General features: G+C 61.7%; 18 protein-coding genes. 16 read left to right on the top strand and 2 right to left on the bottom strand.

The genetic code is table 11. The annotated features are described in order from the left end of the window. Positions 1-36 precede the first annotated feature (36 nt). The 16 genes from tsf to L0962_RS17670 all read left to right on the top strand — a co-directional run bounded on the left by tsf (position 37) and on the right by L0962_RS17670 (position 15,095). Positions 37-936 carry a translation elongation factor Ts gene (tsf, locus tag L0962_RS17745; RefSeq protein ID WP_234087885.1) on the top strand — a complete coding sequence of 300 codons (900 nt, stop codon included), beginning with the start codon at positions 37-39 and terminating at the stop codon, positions 934-936. A 25-nt stretch (positions 937-961) separates the two neighbouring features. Then, entirely contained in the window at positions 962-1,678 is a 717-nt protein-coding gene (pyrH, locus tag L0962_RS17740) for a UMP kinase (protein WP_234087884.1), read from the top strand. Positions 1,679-1,688: 10 nt separating this feature from the next. After that, on the top strand, positions 1,689-2,246 hold the full coding sequence (gene frr / locus L0962_RS17735) for a ribosome recycling factor (protein ID WP_234087883.1): 558 nt from the start codon (positions 1,689-1,691) through the stop codon (positions 2,244-2,246). 23 nt (positions 2,247-2,269) lie between these two features. Further along, positions 2,270-3,031, top strand: a complete 762-nt coding sequence (uppS, locus tag L0962_RS17730; protein WP_234087882.1) for a polyprenyl diphosphate synthase — start codon at positions 2,270-2,272, stop codon at positions 3,029-3,031. Beyond that, entirely contained in the window at positions 3,024-3,830 is an 807-nt protein-coding gene (locus L0962_RS17725; RefSeq protein ID WP_234087881.1) for a phosphatidate cytidylyltransferase, read from the top strand. The genes uppS and L0962_RS17725 overlap by 8 nt, the downstream gene beginning before the upstream one ends. Next, positions 3,827-5,020, top strand: coding sequence for a 1-deoxy-D-xylulose-5-phosphate reductoisomerase (gene ispC, locus L0962_RS17720; RefSeq protein WP_234087880.1), 1,194 nt, complete (start codon positions 3,827-3,829; stop codon positions 5,018-5,020). Before L0962_RS17725 ends, ispC begins: the two co-directional genes overlap by 4 nt. Next, complete coding sequence (gene rseP, locus L0962_RS17715) at positions 5,017-6,384, top strand: RIP metalloprotease RseP (protein WP_234087879.1); 1,368 nt, start codon at positions 5,017-5,019, stop codon at positions 6,382-6,384. Before ispC ends, rseP begins: the two co-directional genes overlap by 4 nt. Positions 6,385-6,387: 3 nt before the next feature. Further along, positions 6,388-8,673: an outer membrane protein assembly factor BamA gene (gene bamA / locus L0962_RS17710; RefSeq protein ID WP_234087878.1), complete on the top strand. Its 2,286-nt coding sequence runs from the start codon at positions 6,388-6,390 to the stop codon at positions 8,671-8,673. 14 nt (positions 8,674-8,687) lie between these two features. Further along, the gene (locus tag L0962_RS17705; protein ID WP_234087877.1) at positions 8,688-9,191 is read left to right on the top strand and encodes an OmpH family outer membrane protein; all 504 of its coding nucleotides are present in this window, start codon (positions 8,688-8,690) and stop codon (positions 9,189-9,191) included. Continuing rightward, entirely contained in the window at positions 9,191-10,234 is a 1,044-nt protein-coding gene (gene lpxD / locus L0962_RS17700; RefSeq protein ID WP_234087876.1) for a UDP-3-O-(3-hydroxymyristoyl)glucosamine N-acyltransferase, read from the top strand. The genes L0962_RS17705 and lpxD overlap by 1 nt, the downstream gene beginning before the upstream one ends. Positions 10,235-10,238: 4 nt before the next feature. Next, complete coding sequence (gene fabZ / locus L0962_RS17695; protein WP_234087875.1) at positions 10,239-10,673, top strand: 3-hydroxyacyl-ACP dehydratase FabZ; 435 nt, start codon at positions 10,239-10,241, stop codon at positions 10,671-10,673. Continuing rightward, positions 10,666-11,445: an acyl-ACP--UDP-N-acetylglucosamine O-acyltransferase gene (lpxA, locus tag L0962_RS17690; RefSeq protein WP_367398039.1), complete on the top strand. Its 780-nt coding sequence runs from the start codon at positions 10,666-10,668 to the stop codon at positions 11,443-11,445. Before fabZ ends, lpxA begins: the two co-directional genes overlap by 8 nt. Then, positions 11,445-12,593, top strand: coding sequence for a lipid-A-disaccharide synthase (lpxB, locus tag L0962_RS17685; RefSeq protein WP_234087873.1), 1,149 nt, complete (start codon positions 11,445-11,447; stop codon positions 12,591-12,593). The genes lpxA and lpxB overlap by 1 nt, the downstream gene beginning before the upstream one ends. Then, complete coding sequence (gene rnhB / locus L0962_RS17680; RefSeq protein WP_234087872.1) at positions 12,581-13,171, top strand: ribonuclease HII; 591 nt, start codon at positions 12,581-12,583, stop codon at positions 13,169-13,171. Before lpxB ends, rnhB begins: the two co-directional genes overlap by 13 nt. After that, positions 13,168-13,935: an RNA methyltransferase gene (locus L0962_RS17675; protein WP_234087871.1), complete on the top strand. Its 768-nt coding sequence runs from the start codon at positions 13,168-13,170 to the stop codon at positions 13,933-13,935. The genes rnhB and L0962_RS17675 overlap by 4 nt, the downstream gene beginning before the upstream one ends. Positions 13,936-14,021: 86 nt before the next feature. Continuing rightward, positions 14,022-15,095 (top strand): hypothetical protein, encoded by a 1,074-nt coding sequence (locus L0962_RS17670; protein ID WP_234087870.1) that lies wholly within the window; start codon positions 14,022-14,024, stop codon positions 15,093-15,095. 37 nt (positions 15,096-15,132) lie between these two features. On the opposite strand, the gene L0962_RS17665 is transcribed toward L0962_RS17670, so the two are convergent. After that, positions 15,133-15,951, bottom strand: coding sequence for a pyruvate, water dikinase regulatory protein (locus L0962_RS17665; RefSeq protein ID WP_234087869.1), 819 nt, complete (start codon positions 15,949-15,951; stop codon positions 15,133-15,135). Between the two features lie 22 nt (positions 15,952-15,973). Next, entirely contained in the window at positions 15,974-18,736 is a 2,763-nt protein-coding gene (gene ppc / locus L0962_RS17660) for a phosphoenolpyruvate carboxylase (protein WP_234087868.1), read from the bottom strand. Between the last annotated feature and the right edge of the window lie 157 nt (positions 18,737-18,893).

Raw genomic sequence — 18,893 nt, 5'->3', positions numbered from 1 at the left:
GGCTCCCGCCCGTCTCAAAAGCTCAGGAGAAAGAACATGGCGGCAATCACCGCAAGCATGGTGGCGGAACTGCGTGGCAAGACCGACGCCCCGATGATGGAATGCAAGAAGGCGCTGACCGAAGCCGACGGCGACATGGCCAAGGCCGAGGAAATCCTTCGCGTCAAGCTGGGCAACAAGGCTTCCAAGGCCGCTGCCCGCGTTGCCGCTGAAGGCATCGTCGCGATCAGCATTTCAGCCGACGGCAAGACCGGCGCGATCATCGAAGTCAATTCGGAAACCGACTTCGTCGCCAAGAACGACGAATTCATCGCGCTGGCCAACGGCTGTGCCGCACTGGTCGCCGACAAGAACCCGGCTGATGTCGCTGCGTTGTCCGAACTGCCGATGGGCGAGGGTACGGTCGAGTCGACCCGCTCGGCGCTGGTTGGCAAGATCGGCGAGAACATGACGATCCGTCGCTTCGTCCGTTGCGCCGCGCAAGGCAAGCTGGTTTCCTACATCCACGGTGGCGCCAAGGTTGGCGTTCTGGTCGATGTCGTCGGTGGCGACGAGCAACTGGGCAAGGATCTGGCGATGCATATCGCTGCTTCCAAGCCGAAGTCGCTGGATGCCTCGGGCGTTTCCGCTGAACTGCTGGATACCGAGCGCCGCGTTGCCATTGAAAAGGCCCGTGAAGCCGGCAAGCCGGAAGCGATGCTGGAAAAGATCGCCGAAGGTACCGTGCAGAAGTACCTGAAGGACGTCACCTTGCTCGGCCAGGTTTTCGTCAAGGCCGAAGACGGCAAGCAGACGATCGAGCAGTTGCTGAAGGCCAAGGGCGCTTCCGTTGCCGGTTTCACGCTGTACATCGTCGGCGAAGGCATCGAAAAGAAGGTTGACGATTTCGCCGCCGAAGTCGCCGCCCAGGCTGCCGCTGCTGCTGCCAAGAAATAAAAAACATTCCTGGAAAGGAAAGCCGATGACCGCACCCAAGTACAAGCGCATCCTCCTCAAACTCTCCGGCGAGGCCCTGATGGGCAGCGATGCCTACGGGATCAACCCGCAGGTGATCGCGGGAATCTGTGCGGAGATCAAGGCGGTCGCCGACCTGGGTGTGGAAATCGGCGTCGTGATCGGCGGTGGCAACATCTTCCGCGGCATGGCCGGTACGGCTACCGGGATGGATCGCGCCACTGCGGATTACATGGGCATGCTGGCCACGGTGATGAACGCCATGGCGCTATCCGACGCAATGCGTCAATGCGGTCTGAATGCCCGTGTGCAGTCGGCCCTGAATATCGAGCAGGTGATCGAGCCGTACATCCGCGGCAAGGCCATCCGCTACCTTGAAGAAGGCAAGATCGTGATTTTCGGTGCCGGTACCGGCAACCCCTTCTTCACCACCGATACCGCTGCAGCCCTGCGCGGTTCGGAAATCGGCGCGGAGATCGTGCTGAAGGCGACCAAGGTTGACGGTATCTATACCGCCGATCCGAAAAAGGATCCCGCCGCAACCCGCTACGACAAGATCAGCTTCAACGAAGCGATCTCGAAGAATCTCGCGGTCATGGACGCGACGGCTTTTGCGCTGTGCCGCGATCAGAAACTGCCGATCAACGTTTTCTCGATCTTCAAGTCCGGCGCGCTGAAGCGCGTGGTCTGCGGTGAGGACGAGGGGACGCTGGTCTATTGCTGAGGAGAGACAAATGATTGCCGAAACCAAGAAGAGCGCCGAAGGCAAGATGCAGAAGTCTTTGGAAGCCCTGAAGAACGACCTGCTGAAAGTCCGTACCGGCCGCGCGCATACCGGCCTGCTCGATCATGTGATGGTCGATTATTACGGCTCGCCGGTGCCGGTAAATCAGGTTGCCAACATCACCCTGGTCGATGCCCGTACGCTGGGCGTCCAGGCCTGGGAAAAGAACATGGTCCAGAAGGTCGAGAAAGCCATTCGCGATTCCGATCTCGGCCTCAATCCGGCCACCCAGGGTGACCTGATCCGCGTGCCGATGCCGGCGCTGACCGAAGAGCGGCGCAAGGAAATGATCAAGGTCGTCAAGAATGAAGGCGAGGGGGCCAAGGTGGCGATCCGCAATCTTCGTCGCGATGCCAACAATCACCTGAAGGATGCCCTGAAGAAGGGGGAGATCCCCGAGGATGCCGAGCGCAAGGCGCAGGACGATATCCAGAAGCTGACCGACAAGTACGTCGCCGAAGTCGACAAGATGCTCGCCGCCAAAGAGGCCGAGCTGATGCAGATCTGACCCCGGCGCAGCAGAACGCCTGAATGGCCCTCTTTTCGAGTTCGACGCGGGATGTCCCGTCTGTGGCGGAGGTGCCTCGTCACGTCGCCGTGATCATGGATGGCAACGGGCGCTGGGCCAAGAAGCGCTTCCTGCCGCGGGTGGCCGGTCACGTCAAGGGCGTCGAACTGGTTCGCGAGATGGTGCGCAGCTGCCTGGAGCGCGGCATCCGTTACCTGACCTTGTTCGCCTTTTCCTCGGAAAACTGGCGTCGACCGCAGGAAGAGGTCAGCCTGCTGATGCAGTTGTTCGTCAAGGCCCTGCAGCAGGAAGTCGAAAAACTCGATCGCAACGGCGTCCGGTTGCGCGTGATCGGCGATCTCGCGCGTTTCGACGAACCGCTGCAGCAACTGATCCGCCAGGCGGAAGCGCAGACCGCCGGCAATACCGCCCTCGAGCTGACGATTGCCGCCAACTACGGCGGTCGCTGGGACATCATGCAGGCGGTCAACCGCCTGGCGACGGAAAAAGCCGATCAGGCCGGCGGGTGGTCCGAAGCCGATCTTGAAAGCCGTCTGTCGATGCATTTCGCGCCCGAGCCGGACCTCTTCATCCGCACCGGTGGCGAAGAGCGCATCAGCAACTTCCTGCTCTGGCAACTGGCTTATACCGAGTTTTATTTCACGCCGACGCTGTGGCCGGATTTCAACGCGACCGAGTTCGACAAGGCCATTGCCTCCTACCAGCAGCGCGAACGCCGGTTCGGACGGACCAGCGAGCAGTTATCGGACACCCCGAATGCTTAGAACGCGCGTGATCACCGCGCTGGTCATCGCGGCACTGTTGATTCCCGCCATTTTCCTGCTCGATCCCCGAGCCTGGATGCTGCTGACGGCTGCCATCACCGCCGTTGCCGCGTGGGAATTCGCCCGGCTGGCTGCTTTTCCGGTTGTCGGCCAGTGGGGCTTCGGCGTGCTGGTTGCCTTGCTGCTGCTGGTTGCGATACTGGGGCTGACGCCCGGTCAACTGGCGGATGCCGGTCTGTTTTCGATGTTGCTCTCCGCGGCATTCTGGCTCTGTCTGGTGCCGTTCTGGCTGCGTAACCGCTGGCAGGGCCTGTCCGCCTGGCGAATGCTGCCGGTCGGGTTGATCGTCCTCTTGCCGACCTGGTATGCCTTGATTGCCTTGCGGGAAAACTCGCCCGGCTGGCTATTCGCTGCCTTGCTGCTCGTTGCGCTGGCCGATATCGCCGCTTATTTCTTCGGGCGCGCCTTTGGCCGTCGCAAGCTGGCGCCCAACATCAGCCCGGGCAAGACCTGGGAAGGGGCCTGGGGTGCCATGGCCACGGTCACCGTGCTGGCGGTCTCATCCCAGATCGCATTGGTCGGTGTCGATGCTGGGCGAATCCTCATTCTCATGGTCGTCATGCCTTTGCTGACCCTGGTGTCGATCATGGGCGATCTGTTCGAGTCGATGCTCAAGCGCCAGGTCGGGCTGAAGGACAGCAGTCAGCTACTGCCCGGGCACGGCGGGGTGCTCGACCGGATCGACAGCCATACGGCGGCTTTGCCGATGCTGGCGCTGCTGCTCGGGTGGCTGGCATGAGCCGGCGCCAGGGCATCACCATTCTGGGTGCTTCCGGATCGATTGGGCAGTCCACGCTGGATGTCGTGCGTCGTCATCCGGATCGTTACCGGGTTGTCGCGTTGACGGCGCATCGCCAGATCGAGCGGCTGGTCGCCGATTGCCTCGAGTTTTCACCCTTGCTGGCAGTACTCGGCGATGCCGGGTCGGCGGCCGAGGCAAACCGGCTGTTGCGTGAGCAGGGGAGCAAGACCGAGGTCCTGCATGGCGAAGCCGCGCTGGTCGCCGCCGCAACGCTGCCTGAAGCCGACATGGTGATGGCGGCGATCGTCGGGGCCGCGGGTCTGGCGCCGACCTTGGCGGCGGCCGAGTCCGGCCGGCGTATCCTGCTCGCCAACAAGGAAGTGCTGGTGATGGCTGGCGAACTTTTCATGCGCGCAGTACGCGCCCATGGCGCCGTATTGCTTCCGGTTGACAGCGAACATAATGCGATTTTCCAGGCCTTGCCCGCCGATTTTTCCAGAGGGCTGACGGCCGCCGGCGTGCAACGCATCCTGCTGACCGCTTCCGGTGGTCCGTTCCGCAATGCCTCGCTGGCCGATTTACAGTCGGTAACGCCGGCACAGGCCTGTGCCCATCCGAACTGGAGCATGGGACGCAAGATTTCGGTCGATTCGGCGACCATGATGAACAAGGGGCTGGAGGTGATCGAGGCCTGCTGGTTGTTTGACGCACCGCCCGAATTGATCCAGGTGGTCGTTCATCCGCAGAGCGTGGTTCATTCTGCCGTGCAATACAGCGACGGATCGGTGCTCGCCCAACTCGGCAATCCCGATATGCGCACGCCGATCGCCTATGCCATGGCCTGGCCCGAGCGGATCGCCGCCGGCGTCGAGGCGCTGGACCTGTTCAGGATCGGCCGCCTGGATTTTCAGGCACCGGACTTCGAGCGTTTCCGTTGTCTGCAGTTGGCCTATGACGCCATCGCTGCAGGCGGAACCGCGCCGGCCATCCTGAATGCGGCAAACGAAGTGGCGGTTGCGGCCTTCCTGGCCGAACGCCTGCCGTTTCTGGGGATTGCCCGGCTCAACGAAGCCGTGCTCGGCGCCATGCCGGCCTTGCCGGAAAGTTCGCTCGGCGAGGTGGTCGATGCGGACGCAGCGGCTCGTCGACTGGCGGAGCAACTGGTTGCGGAGGCGGCTTTCGCGTGAGCGAGCTGCCGTTCTATCTGGCGGCTTTTGCCGTCGTCCTCGGTGTTCTGATCGTTGTTCACGAGTTCGGGCATTATCTGGCCGCGCGTTGGTGCGGCGTCAAGGTGTTGCGCTTCTCGATCGGTTTCGGACCGGTGGTCTGGCAGAAACGCCTGGGGCGCGACGGCACGGAATGGGCGCTCAGCGCCTTCCCGCTTGGCGGTTACGTCAAGATGCTCGATGAGCAGGAGGGCGAAGTGCCCGTCGAGGAGCGATACCGCGCCTTCAACCGGCAGTCCGTCGGCAAGCGCAGCCTGATCGTCGCTGCCGGGCCATTGGCCAACTTTGTGCTGGCTATCGTCCTTTACTGGGCCATCTTCATGGTTGGCGGCAGCGAACTGCTGCCCATCGTCGGCGACCCGCCGGCACAGTCCCCGGCGGCCATGGCCGGTTTGCGCAACGGCGACCAGGTGCGTGCGCTCGATGGCGAGCCGGTGCGGACCTGGGAAGATTTTCGTTGGTTGTTGCTGAAGAAGGCGGCATCCCGGGATGCCGTCGAGCTGCAGATCGTCGGCGAGAATGGCGAGCCGGCCGCGCGACGTCTGCTTCTCGATGCCGTCGCTGAAGAGGGTTGGGAGGGCGATGGTCTGGAGCGGCTCGGGGTGCGCTTCTATCGTCCGCAGTTGCCGGCGCAAATCGGAAAAGTCGAGCCGGATGGCCCTGCCGCGCGGGCGGGCCTGCAGAGCGGAGACCGTATCGTCGAAGTCGATGGCAAGCCGGTCGCCTGGTGGCACGAGGCGGTGCTTGGCATTCGACAGGCAGCGGAACGCCCGCTGACCCTGGTCGTCGATCGCGCTGGACAGCGTCTTGCGGTCGACGTTGTTCCCGATGCGATTTCCGAGCGCGGGCAGCGTATCGGTCGTATCGGTATTGCGCTGGCCGAGTCGGAGATGCCCCGTCGCGAATTCAGCACCGTCGTTCGTTACAGCTTTTTTGAAGCGGGCGTCAGGGCATTTCGCGAAACCTGGGACAAATCGGTTTTCAGCCTGGTCATGCTAGGCAAGATGCTGGTTGGCGAAGTTTCCTGGAAGAACCTTTCCGGTCCGGTGACGATTGCCGATTACGCCGGTCAGTCGGCCCGCATGGGGATCGACTACTACATCAAGTTCATGGCGCTGGTCAGCATCAGTCTCGGGGTCTTGAACCTGCTTCCCATCCCGGTGCTGGATGGCGGGCATTTGATGTATCATATGATCGAAGTCGTCAGGCGCAAGCCGCTCTCAGAGCGGGCTTTGGCGGTCGCCCAGCAGGTCGGCCTGTCCATCTTGTTCGTGCTGATGGCTTTTGCATTTTTTAATGACTTGAATCGCCTTTTCGGCGGCTGAACGATGAAGAAATCCTTGTTGTCCGTCCTGATTACCGGGCTGTTTTCGCTGCCGGTGATGGCGTTCGAGCCGTTTACCGTCAAGGACATCCGCGTCGAGGGTATCCAGCGTACCGAAGCCGGTACGGTGTTCAGCTATCTGCCGGTCAAGGTCGGCGATACCCTCAACGACGACAAGGCGGCGCAGTCCATCAAATCGCTGTTTGCGACCGGTTTCTTCAAGGATGTCCGGATCGAGGTCGAAAAGGATGTGATGGTTGTCGTCGTCCAGGAACGGCCGGCAATCGCCAATCTGAATTTCGTTGGCCTGAAAGAATTCGACAAGGACGTCATCCTCAAGGCGCTCAAGGAAACCGGCATCGCCGAAGGCCGCATCTTCGACCGTTCGCTGCTCGACAAGGCCGAGCAGGAACTGAAACGGCAGTATCTGTCGCGCGGTAAATATTCGGCAACGATCACGACAACCGTCACGCCGCTTGAGCGCAACCGGGTTGGCATCAATTTCAATATTGAGGAAGGCGACGCCGCCAAAATCAAGCAGATCAACATCGTCGGCGCGAAGGCCTTTTCCGAAAAGGAATTGTTGTCGCGCTTCGAGTTGACGACGCCCGGCTTGCTGACCTGGTACACGAAGAACGATCAGTATTCCCGCCAGAAGCTCTCCGGTGATCTGGAAAAGCTCAAGTCCTTCTATCTGGATCAGGGTTATCTGGAGTTCAATGTCGAATCGACCCAGGTATCCATTTCTCCGGACAAGCGTGACGTGTACATCACGGTCGGCATTACCGAGGGTGAGCGTTACAAGGTTTCGTCAGTCAAGTTGGCCGGCGATTTCAACATTCCGGAAAGCGAACTGAAGAAGCTGGTTCAGGTACGTGCCGGCGACGTCTTTTCCCGCGAGCGCCTCAACGCTTCCACCAAGGCGATCAGCGACCGCCTCGGGCAGGAAGGCTACGCCTTCGCCAACGTCAATGCAGCACCGGAAATCGACAAGGAAAAGCATCTGGTGGCTTTTACCGTGTTCGTTGATCCAGGCAAGCGGGTTTACGTCCGGCGGGTCAATGTTACCGGCAACACGAAAACGCGGGACGAGGTCGTTCGACGCGAAATCCGTCAGATGGAAGGCGGTTGGTACGATGCCGACAAGGTCGCTAATTCGCGCCAGCGTATTGACCGCCTTGGCTTCTTCAGCGAAGTCACGGTGGAGACGCCGCCTGTCCCTGGCACGTCGGATCAACTCGATGTCAATCTGAATGTCGTCGAAAAGCCGACGGGCAATTTGATGCTTGGTGTCGGTACCTCCAGTACCGACAAGTTCATCCTGTCAGGTTCTATTTCCCAGAATAATTTCCTGGGAAGCGGCAATAACGTCTCGATCCAGGTCAATTCGGCGAAAAGTTACCGGACCTACGCCTTTTCCTACACCAATCCGTACTTCACACCGGACGGCGTCAGCCAGGGCTTCGACATCTACCAGCGGACCGTCAATACGCAGAATCTGGCGGTCGCTTACTACAAGTCCGTGTCTACGGGTGCCGGTATCCGCCTGGGCTTTCCGATTGGCGAGAAAGAATCGATCAGCGTAGGCCTGGCGGTGGACTCGACCTCGATTTCTGTCGACCAGACCAGTCCGACACGCTATCAGAACTATGTTCGCGATTATGGCGAAACCAATCTTTCACTGCCGGTCACGGTGAACTGGGTCAGTGACGGCAAGGACAGCTATTTCTTCCCGACCCGCGGCACCTATCAGAAAGCCGGCATCGAGGTGGCTATTCCCGGTGGCGACCTGACTTACTACAAGGCAAATTACCAGCTTCAGCATTACATTCCGCTGAGCAAGCGGTTCACCTTGATGCTTAACGGTGAAGTTGGTTACGGCAATGGTATTGGCAATATGGATTTGCCGTTCTTCAAAAACTATTTTGCCGGTGGCATCACCTCGGTTCGTGGCTACAAGACATCCAGCCTTGGCCGAGTTGAGCCGGATCCCGTGACTGGTACGGAGTACCGGGTTGGCGGTAACAGACGTATCGTTGCCAACACTGAGTTGCTGTGGGGCATGCCTGGAATGGAAAGTGCAGCCCGTATTGGCTTGTTCTTTGATGCCGGGCAGGTATACGCGTCCGGCGAAACCCTGGATCTTGGGCAGTTGAGGTATTCGACGGGTATTTCTGCCGCCTGGTTGTCGCCGGTCGGTCCGCTCAAGTTCAGTATCGGCTTCCCGCTCAACAAGAAGGAAACCGACAAGACAGAGTCCTTCCAGTTCCAGTTGGGTACCGTCTTTTAATCAGGAGTATCGCCTTGAAAGTTAAATCGCTCGTTCTCGTTTCCTTGTTGTCCGCACTGAGCCTGTCGGCCGTGCAGGCCGCCGAACTGAAGGTGGGCTATGTGAATACCCAGCGTATCTTCCGCGATGCGCCGGCTGCCCAGAAGGCAGCCAAGAAGCTGGAAAGCGAGTTTTCCAAGCGCGATCAGGACCTGCAGCGCATGGCCAAGCAGTTGCAGGGCCTGCAGGAAAATCTGGAAAAGAATGCCGTGACCATGTCGGAAAACGAGCGTCGCTCGAAGGAAAAGGAGTTCGGCGAATTGTCGCGCGAATTCCAGCGCCGGCAACGGGAATTCCGTGAAGACCTGAACCTGCGCCAGAACGAGGAAAATGCCGCCGTCATCGAGAAGGCCAATCGTGCCATCAAGCAGATTGCCGAAAGCGACAAGTACGACCTCATCCTGCAGGACGTCGTCTGGGTCAGCCCGCGCCTCGACATTACCGAACGCGTCATCAAGGCGCTGTCCGAAGCCAAGTGATGGCTGTATCCGGGCAGCAGGCATTCTCGCTCGCACAGATCGCCGCCCGCCTGGGCGGCGATGTGCTTGGAGACGGCGAAACGCTAATCCGTCGCATCGCCACGCTGGCCACGGCCGGAGAGGGCGATATTGGCTTTCTTGCCAACCGGAAGTACAAGGGCCAACTGCAGGCGACCGGCGCTGCGGCAGTCATCCTGTCCCCGGACGCAGCGGATGCCTTCGCCGGGCCGCGTATTGTCACCGCCAATCCCTATGTCTATTACGCACGCGTTGCGGCATTGCTTTACCCGGATGAAGCCGGTTTTACCGGCATGCACGCTACTGCGGTCGTTGATTCCGCCGTGCCGGACAGCGTGGCGATCGGCCCGCACGCCGTTGTCGGGCGGAATGTCCGCCTGGGCGACAGGGTCGTCATTCATGCGGGTGCCGTGATCGGTGATGGGGTGGAGATCGGCGAAGGCAGTGTGATTCATCCGAATGTGACGATCTACCATGGCTGCCGGCTGGGCAAGCGGGTCGTCATTCACTCGGGGAGCGTGATCGGGGCTGACGGCTTCGGTTTCGCACCGGAGGGCAAGGCATGGATCAAGATTCCGCAGGTTGGCGCCGTCGTCATTGGCGATGACGTCGAAATTGGTGCGAATACGACGGTCGACCGTGGCGCAATCGAAGATACGGTGATCGGTCAGGGTTGCAAGATCGACAATCTGGTCCAGATTGCGCATAACTGTCGGATCGGCGATCACAGCGTCCTGGCCGGTTGTGTCGGGATCGCCGGCAGTGTCGAACTTGGGGAGCACTGCGTGGTTGGCGGTGCCGGGATGATTGCCGGCCATGTTACGCTGGCCGCCGGGACGATGATCTCGGGCGGGTCGCTGGTCATGAAGAGCATCAGGAAGGCAGGGCATTACACCAGCGTGTTTCCGCTGGACGAGCACGACGAGTGGATCAGGAATGCGGCGCACATCCGCCGCCTTTCCCATCTCGCCGAACGGGTTTCTGAACTTGAGAAAAAACTGAAAGAAAATGACGCAAACTCTTGATTCTATGGAAATCAAGGAGATCATGGAGCATCTCCCGCACCGTTACCCCTTCCTGCTGGTGGATCGGGTCGTCTCGATGGAACTGGGCAAACGCATTCACGCCTACAAGAACGTCAGTTTCAACGAACCGCATTTCACCGGTCACTTTCCGCACCATCCGGTGATGCCGGGCGTACTGATCATGGAGGCTCTGGCCCAGGCGGCCGGCATTCTGGCATTCAAGACGGCCGGCGAAAAACCGACCCAGGATTCGTTATTCATGTTCGCCGGTATCGACGGCGCGCGCTTCAAGCGTCAGGTCATGCCGGGCGACCAGTTGCACCTGCACGTCGAAATCGAGCGCTGGATGCGCAACGTGCTCAAGCTCAAGGCGGAAGCACGCGTCGATGGTGAACTGGCGGCCGAAGCCCAGTTGATCTGCGCCAAGAAGGATGTCTGAGATGATTCATCCCACCGCCATCGTCGATCCCGGTGCGAAGATCGGTGCCAATGTCAGCATCGGGCCGTATACGATCGTTGGCCCGAACGTCGAAATCGGCGATAACACGGAAATCGGCCCGCATGTGGTCATCAACGGCCATACCCGGATCGGTCGCGACAACAAGATTTTCCAGTTCTGCTCGCTGGGCGAGGTACCGCAGGACAAGAAATACGCAGGCGAGCCGACCCGTCTGGAGATTGGCGACCGGAACACGATCCGCGAATTCTGCACCTTCAACCTGGGAACCATCCAGGACGAGGGCGTGACCAGCATCGGCGACGACAACTGGCTGATGGCCTATGTCCATATCGCCCACGACTGCCGTGTCGGCAACAAGACGATTTTCGCCAACGGCGCTTCGCTGGCCGGACACGTGATCGTCGATGACTGGGTGATTTTCGGCGGGTTCACCGGGGTCCACCAGTTCTGCCGGATCGGCGCACATGTGATCACCGCGGCCTCGTCGCTGGTATTGCAGGATGTCCCGCCGTTCCTGATGGCGGCCGGCAATACCGCGCAGCCCTATGGCATCCATGTGGAAGGCCTGAAGCGTCGCGGCTTCTCCAGCGACACCATTCAGGGCCTGAAGCGGGCCTATCGTACGCTGTACAAGTCCGGGCTGATGCTTGAAGAAGCCAAGGCGAAGCTGACCGAGCAGGCGGAGACGGTACCCGAAATCCGGACGATGCTCGACTTTCTGGACGTATCGAAGCGCGGCATCATCCGCTGATGGTCACGCCGCTTCGTATTGCCCTGGTGGCTGGCGAAGCCTCCGGCGATCTGCTGGCCAGCCAGTTGATCGCGGCTTTGCGACAGCGTTTCCCCGATGCTGCCTTTTACGGCATCGGCGGTCCCAAGATGTCGGGGCAGGGCTTCGATGCCTGGTGGCCGATGGACAAGCTGTCCGTCATGGGCTACGCCGACGCCTTGAAGAACTTCCGCGAGATTTACGCCATCCGGCGCCAGTTGAAACGGCGTCTGCTGGAAATGCGCCCGGATATCTTCATCGGCGTCGATGCGCCGGATTTCAATCTCGGCCTCGAACGCGACCTCAAGCACGAGGGCATTCGCACCGTGCATTATGTCAGTCCCTCGATCTGGGCCTGGCGCGGCGGCCGGATCAAGAAGATCGCGCGTGCGGTCGACCGCGTGCTGGCGCTGTTTCCGATGGAACCGCCGATCTACGAAAAGGCCCGTATTCCGGTGAGCTACGTCGGCCATCCGCTGGCCGACAGCATTCCGCTGCATACCGAACGCAAGGCGGTGCGCGAGAAGCTGTCGTTGCCACGCGATCTGCCGATCATCGCCATGCTGCCGGGCAGCCGGCAAGGCGAACTGGCACTGATGGCCGATCTGTTCGTGCAGACGGCGCGCCTGATCCGTGAACGGCATCTTCCCGACGCCCATTTTGTCGTGCCGCTGACCACGCGCGAGACGCGTCTGCAGTTCGAAATGGCGATCTATCGGCAGCAGGCTGCCGACATTCCGTTCCGGCTGCTGTTCGGGCACGCCCAGGATGCGCTTGGCGCCTGCGACGTGGCCCTGGTCAAGAGTGGTACGTCGACGTTGGAAACCGCGCTGGTCAAGCGTCCGATGGTCATTACCTACAAGATCGCCAGACTGTCGGCGTGGCTGATGAAGCGCATGGGCTACCTGCCTTACGTCGGTTTGCCGAATATCCTGTGCGGCCGCTTTGTCGTGCCGGAGTTGCTGCAGGACGACGCAACGCCGGAGAAACTGGCCGAGGCGCTGGTCGCGCTTTACCAGGACAAGGAAGGCGCCAAGGCCATCGAGGAAGCATTCACCGAACTGCACATGAACCTGCGCCAGGGCAATGCCGACAAGGCGGCACAGGCGGTCGTCGAATGCCTGCGCTGATCGTTCCCGACGGTTTGGTCTGCGGCATCGATGAAGCCGGGCGCGGGCCGCTGGCCGGGCCGGTCGTTGCCGCCGCGGTGATCCTGGATCCGACGCGTCCGGTCGACGGTCTGAACGACTCGAAAAAGCTCTCAGAAAAAAAACGCGAAGCCTTGGCCGTCCTGATCCGCGAACGTGCGCTGGCGTGGTGTGTCGCCGAGGCGAACATCGAGGAAATCGACCGCCTGAACATCCTCTGGGCGACCATGCTGGCGATGCAGCGCGCCGTGGCCGGGCTGGCCGTTCGGCCCACCTCGGCGCTGGTCGACGGCAATCGCTGCCCGGATCTCGACCTACCGGTCGAAGCCGTGGTCAAGGGCGATGGCAAGATTGCCTCGATCGCCGCCGCCTCGATTCTGGCCAAGACCGCGCGCGATGCCGGCATGCTGGCGCTGCACGAACATTATCCGCAGTACGGTTTCGCCGAGCATATGGGCTATCCGACGCCCGCTCATCTGGCGGCGCTGGAAGCGCATGGAGCGTCGCCGGTGCATCGACGCAGCTTCGGCCCGGTCGCCCGCCAGTTGTCGTTGCTATGAAGCCGATCCAGTCGCGCGACAATCCCTTCTACAAACAGTTGAAAAAACTGGCCAGCTCCGGGCGCGAGCGGCGCAAGGCCGGACAGACCGTGCTCGACGGCCTGCATCTGCTGAAAGCCTGGGAAGCGGCCCGCGGTTTGGTCGACACGCCGGTGGTCAGCGAATCGGCAATCAAGGGCGGCGAAATCGCCGATTACCTTGCCGGTCGCCACGGCATCGTGCTGACCGACCCGTTGATGCGTGAACTGGGCCTGGTCGATACGCCGAGCGGCGTGCTGGCGGTGGTGACCACGCCATCGTCGCCACTTGCGGTCGACGGCCGGATCGACAGCATTTTGCTCGATGGGGTCCAGGATCCGGGAAACGTTGGCACCTTGCTGCGCACTGCAGCGGCGGCCGGCGTGCGTCAGGCGCTGCTTGGGCCGGGCTGCGCCTCGGCCTGGTCGCCGCGGGTCCTGCGCGCCGGGCAGGGCGCGCATTTCGTGCTGGACGTTCATGAAGACGTCGACCTGCCAGCCTTCGTCCAGAATTACGCCGGAACGGTCGCCGTCACCTGTCTCGACGGCGCCGTGTCGCTTTACGACGCGGTGTGGTCTACGCCGCTGGCCTGGGTGTTCGGCGCCGAAGGCCAGGGTGTTCGCCGCGAGCTGATCGACCTGGCCGATCTTAAGGTCAGGATTCCCATGTCGGGCGCCGTCGAATCGCTCAACGTCTCTGCGGCGGCGGCGGTCTGCCTGTTCGAGGCAGTGCGCCGAAAAACCTGACGATATTCTCCCGGCCAGCCCGCTGCCCCGGGGACGAACAACAGCGTTTGCAGTAGTATGGCGCGGTTATATTTAAATCCCTGGTCATGAAGCTTCGCGTGCTACGATTTTTGCCTTTTCTGCTCGTCATGGCCGGCTGTAGCGCCATTCCGCAGGAATTCGTCAAACCGGGAACCCCCAGTGCCCTGCTGCGCGATTCGTTCTCGAACTCCGGTCTGGCTCCCGGCGTCAAATCCTCCCCGGGAAACGATTTCCCCTCACCATTGAGATCCGGCAAAGCCTTCTTCCTCGTTGCCAAAATCGATGGTGTCGAGATTGAAGACAATAGCGCCAGGCGTTCTCTCACGGCAAGCGAGGGACAAGGTTTATGGATGACTCCTCGGTCCAATGAGATTCGGGTGGCAGCTGGTCGCCATCGCTTGCACTTGCTGGCGACCTATTTTTTTGCGGCGCCGATCGAGGTGCTGCTTCGTATGGGCAAGGAAACTGCGTACCGGGCGGAGGGTGAAATCGTTGTGGATCTTGGCGTCGGCCGGACTTATCAGGTACGCGGAAGGCTGGAACCCTACTATCAGGAAGTCTGGCTGGAAGACGTCGATTCCGGGGAGATCATTGGCCAGAAAATAATCAATCGGGAAGTCGAGCGCTCACGCCAGGAAATATTGGCAGCGTCGTCCTATACCGGCTGCAATTTGCGCTACAAGGATCAGTGGATCAGTGACTCCAATTTCGTCGGACTCCCCTTCATTCCGGCCGGTGCCCGTATTTTGCCCACGGAGGAGGGGGGTAATCGGATCCACGTGCTGATCGATGGTCGCCCGATGACGGTCGGACATGATTACGGTCGTCAGCAGGAAAGCAAGCAGGCGTATCTTGCAAAACTGATGCGCGGGATCGATCCCGGAATCTATATCGAGCGACAGCCGGCGGCCGTTCGCGATGCCATTCGTGCCGGCAAGGTAAGTCTGGGCATGAATCGGGAACAGGTATTGATTGCCCTCGGTTATCCCCGGACCGATCAGACAGCGACCCTCCAGGAAACCCGCTGGAAGTATGAAACCGTCGATGGTGAAGTCTTTGAAATTGAATGGAATAGCCAGGGATTGGTCGACGACGTCCTGGCTGATGAAGAAGCGGTTCTGGAGCAGGTTGTATTCTGAAACAGCGGCGGCGAGCCGCCGCTGTTCGGCCGAGGGCTCAGCGTAAGCCCAGTTCCTGCAGGATGGTCGCCGAAATTTCCTCGATCGATTTGGTCGAGGAATCCAGCCAGCGGATGCCTTCGCGGCGCATCATCTTTTCTGCTTCGGCGATCTCGAAACGGCAGTTGGCCAGCGAAGCATATTTGCTGCCGGAACGCCTTTCCTCGCGAATCTGCGTCAGGCGTTCGGCCTGGATGGTCAGCCCGAAGAGTTTCGGGCGGTGGCGCTCCAGGCTGCTCGGCAGGCGGCCGCGGTCGAAATCCTCGGGAATCAACGGGAAGTTGGCAACCTTCAGACCGAACTGCATGGCCAGGTAAAGCGAGGTCGGCGTCTTGCCGCAACGCGAGACGGCAACCAGGATGATGTCGGCTTCCTCGAGATCGCGGTCGGTGATTCCGTCGTCGTGGGCCAGCGTGTAGTTGATTGCCTCGATCCGCTTCTTGTAGTCGGAGCTGTCGGCGGTACCGTGCGAGCGGCCGACGGTATGGCTGGACTTGATGCCCAGCTCGGCTTCCAGCGGTGCCAGGAAGGTTTCGAAATAGGACAGGCTGAAGGCGTCGGCCTGGTGCACGATGGCCGCCAGTTCGAGGTTGATCAGCGTGGTGAACACGATCGGCCGCAGGCCGTCGGATTCGCCCTGGGCGTTGATCCGGGCTACCGCTTCCTGGGCTTTTTCGACGCTGTCGAGAAAGGGGATGCGGACCTGTTTGAACTCGACGTCCTCGAACTGCGTCAGCAGGCTGTGGCCAAGGGCTTCGGCGGTCAGGCCGGTGCCGTCGGAAATGAAGAAGACGGTGCGTTTGATCGGTTGGGTCATGGGGCGCGATTCTAACCGTTTGCTAGCCGCTGTTGCGCAGGCCGGAGGCGATGCCGTTGATCGTGATGTGGATGCCGCGGGCCACGCGTTCGTCGGTGTCGCCGGCGCGGTGCCGCTTGAGCAGTTCGACCTGCAGGTGGTTGAGCGGATCCATGTAGGGTGCGCGCAGTTGCAGCGAACGCTTCAGCATCGGGTTGTCGGCCAGGAAATCGTCGCGCTCCAGGATGTTCAGCAGGTGACGGCGGGTGAGTTCCCATTCGCCGCAGATGCGGCCGAAAATGTGTTCGCGCAGCGTGGTGTCAGCCACCAGTTCGGCGTAGCGCGAAGCGATGGCGAGATCGGTCTTGGCCAGCACCATGTCCATGTTCGACAGCAGGCTCTGGAAGAAGGGCCACGACCGGACCATCCGGCGCAACGTGGCGAGGCCGTCGGGATTTTCGGCCAGCCAGCCGTCGACCGCAGAACCGAAGCCATACCAGCCGGGCAGCATCAGGCGGCATTGCGCCCACGAGAAAACCCAGGGAATGGCGCGCAGGTCTTCGATGCGATCGGAAGCCTTGCGCGAGGCCGGGCGGCTGCCGATGTTCAAGGCGGCGATTTCGGAAACGACCGTCGATTGGCGGAAATAGGTGCGGAAACCTTCCGTCTCATACACCAGGCCGCGGTAGGCGCGGAAGGCACGGTCCGACAGTTCGTCCAGTACCGGATGGAAGGGCTCGGCCGGTTCGACGCGGTTCTCGTGATCGGTCAGGCTGGCTTCCAGCGTCGCGGCGAGCAGCACTTCGAGGTTGCGGCGGCCGGTATCCGGCGCGCCGTACTTGGTCGAGATCACTTCGCCCTGTTCGGTCAGCCGGATCTGGCCGGATACGGCGCCGGCCGGCTGGGCCAGGATGGCGTGGTAGGACGGGCCGCCACCGCGGCCGACCGAGCCGCCGCGCCCGTGGAACAGGCGCAGCCGCACGCCGTGTTTGCGGAATACGGCAGTCAGCGCGATTTCGGCCTTGTACAGTTCCCAGCCCGAGGTCAGGAAGCCGCCGTCCTTGTTGCTGTCCGAATAGCCGAGCATGACCTCGTGTTCGTCGGCACGGCCGGCGACCAGTTCGCGGTAGCAGGGCAGCGAGAACAGGGTGTCCATCGTCGCCGCGCTCTTCTGCAAATCTTCGATGGTTTCGAACAGCGGGATGATGTTGACGTCCAGCCGCGGCTGGACGCCGGGCAGCAGCAGGCCGGCTTCCTTGAGCAGCAGGGCCAGTTCGAGAAGATCGGAAACGCCGTCGGTCTTCGAGATGATGCAGTTAGGCAGCGCGGCCTCGCCGTATTTTTCGCGCAGTTCGCGGGCGGCGAAGAAGATCGCCAGTTCGCCCTGCGTTTCCTCGTCGTAGGTCAGCCAGGGCGAGTAGAGCGGGCGCGGCGTGGCGATTTCTGCGGTCAACAGCGCAATCCGTTCGTTTTCCGGCAGCGCTTCGTAATCGGGGCAGCGCCCGGCAGCGGCCAGCAGGGCGGCGACGCTGCGCGCATGAACGTCGGAGTTCTGGCGCAGGTCGATCGGCGCCAGGTGGAAGCCGAACACCTGTACCGCGCGCAACAGCCGGCGCAGGCGGCCGCCGGCCAGGTTGGCGGCGCCGTTCAGCTTGAGCGAATTGGCCAGCACCTTGAGATCGGCACGCAGTGCTTCCGGCGTGGCATAAGCGTCGGCCTGGCCGATTTCGTGACGGACCGGCTCGACATGGTCGAGGGCCCGCGCCGTGGCGGCAAGACGGGCGTAGATGCCGGATAGCGCGCGCCGGTAGGGTTCATCGATCCGCTGCGGCGACTGGTCGGGCGATGTCGCGGCCAGCGCGGCCAGTTCCGGCGTCACCTGGACGAGCAGGTCGGACAACGGCAATTCGCCACCCAGCGCATGCACTTCGTCGAGGTAATGGGTTAGCGCGGCGGCCGACTGGAGGCGCAAGGCTTCGCGCAGGATATCGGCGGTGACGAAGGGGTTGCCGTCACGGTCGCCGCCGATCCATGAGCCGACGCGGAAGAACGGCGGCAGTGCCCAGACCGTTTCCGGATGGCGCTTCTGCAGTTGTTGCGTGGCCTGGATGTACAGGCGCGGCAGTTCGGTGAAGAAGGTTTCCTGGAAGTAGGAAATCCCGTTCTTGACCTCGTCGATGACTTTCAGGCGGACCGGGCGCAGCATCCGCGACTGCCACAGCGTGAGGATGGCGTTGGCCAGCGCCAGGCTGTTGTCGGCATCTTCCTCGGGCGTCAGCTGCTGGCGCTCGCGCTGGTCGAGCAGACGGGAGATGTCGCGGTGGTTGCGGATCAGGCTCTGGCGCTGGACTTCGGTCGGGTGCGCGGTGAGCACCGGCGCGACCAGGGCGTGGGCGAAGAAATCGGCCAGGGCTTCCGGCGTCACGCCTGCGGTCGACAGCGCATCGAGGGCAAAAATCAGGCTGCCTTCGCGCGGCGGCGAGCCGGCCAGATCGTGCGCACGGCGCCGGCGGATGTGGTGTTCGTCCTCGGCGATGTTGGCCAGTTGCAGGAAGTAGGAAAAAGCACGGACCACCGACTGCGTGGTGTCGCGCGGCAACGGGTCGAGCAGGGCGGCCAGTTCGGCGCGGCTGTCGGGGTTGCCGTCGCGGGCGAAACGGATGGCCGTCTGGCGGACCTTCTCGACGATCTCGAAAACGGCATCGCCTTCCTGCTCGCGTACGGTGTCGCCGAGCAGGCGGCCGAGCAGGCGGATATCGTTGCGCAGGGGTTCTTCCTTGGCGGTATCGAGCGGAAGGTCGGACATGCAGGGCTCCTGGATCGGGGTCGGGGGACGATTGTCAACGCAAGGGCACCGGTCGGGCAAGACGCTTTTTGAGCAAAGGCTGCGGTCGACCGCAGCCTTTTGCCCGAATCGCGCCGGGAAGCGGCGACGCCCTGGCGTTGAAAATCGCCGGCCGGCG

The sequence above is a fragment of the Azonexus sp. R2A61 genome, assembly GCF_021401135.1.
In the GTDB taxonomy this organism is placed as follows: domain Bacteria; phylum Pseudomonadota; class Gammaproteobacteria; order Burkholderiales; family Rhodocyclaceae; genus Azonexus.
The sequence above is the reverse complement of the archived record's forward strand: the minus strand, read 5'-3'. Positions and strand labels throughout refer to the sequence as shown.

What these genes read in the sequence shown, in the direction of transcription:
- tsf (WP_234087885.1), top strand. Translation starts at nt 37, where the DNA reads ATGGCGGCAATCACCGCAAGCATGGTGGCGGAACTGCGTGGCAAGACC.
- pyrH (WP_234087884.1), top strand. Translation starts at nt 962, where the DNA reads ATGACCGCACCCAAGTACAAGCGCATCCTCCTCAAACTCTCCGGCGAG.
- frr (WP_234087883.1), top strand. Translation starts at nt 1,689, where the DNA reads ATGATTGCCGAAACCAAGAAGAGCGCCGAAGGCAAGATGCAGAAGTCT.
- uppS (WP_234087882.1), top strand. Translation starts at nt 2,270, where the DNA reads ATGGCCCTCTTTTCGAGTTCGACGCGGGATGTCCCGTCTGTGGCGGAG.
- L0962_RS17725 (WP_234087881.1), top strand. Translation starts at nt 3,024, where the DNA reads ATGCTTAGAACGCGCGTGATCACCGCGCTGGTCATCGCGGCACTGTTG.
- ispC (WP_234087880.1), top strand. Translation starts at nt 3,827, where the DNA reads ATGAGCCGGCGCCAGGGCATCACCATTCTGGGTGCTTCCGGATCGATT.
- bamA (WP_234087878.1), top strand. Translation starts at nt 6,388, where the DNA reads ATGAAGAAATCCTTGTTGTCCGTCCTGATTACCGGGCTGTTTTCGCTG.
- lpxD (WP_234087876.1), top strand. Translation starts at nt 9,191, where the DNA reads ATGGCTGTATCCGGGCAGCAGGCATTCTCGCTCGCACAGATCGCCGCC.
- fabZ (WP_234087875.1), top strand. Translation starts at nt 10,239, where the DNA reads ATGGAAATCAAGGAGATCATGGAGCATCTCCCGCACCGTTACCCCTTC.
- lpxA (WP_367398039.1), top strand. Translation starts at nt 10,666, where the DNA reads ATGTCTGAGATGATTCATCCCACCGCCATCGTCGATCCCGGTGCGAAG.
- lpxB (WP_234087873.1), top strand. Translation starts at nt 11,445, where the DNA reads ATGGTCACGCCGCTTCGTATTGCCCTGGTGGCTGGCGAAGCCTCCGGC.
- rnhB (WP_234087872.1), top strand. Translation starts at nt 12,581, where the DNA reads ATGCCTGCGCTGATCGTTCCCGACGGTTTGGTCTGCGGCATCGATGAA.
- L0962_RS17675 (WP_234087871.1), top strand. Translation starts at nt 13,168, where the DNA reads ATGAAGCCGATCCAGTCGCGCGACAATCCCTTCTACAAACAGTTGAAA.
- L0962_RS17670 (WP_234087870.1), top strand. Translation starts at nt 14,022, where the DNA reads ATGAAGCTTCGCGTGCTACGATTTTTGCCTTTTCTGCTCGTCATGGCC.
- L0962_RS17665 (WP_234087869.1), bottom strand. Translation starts at nt 15,951, where the DNA reads ATGACCCAACCGATCAAACGCACCGTCTTCTTCATTTCCGACGGCACC.
- ppc (WP_234087868.1), bottom strand. Translation starts at nt 18,736, where the DNA reads ATGTCCGACCTTCCGCTCGATACCGCCAAGGAAGAACCCCTGCGCAAC.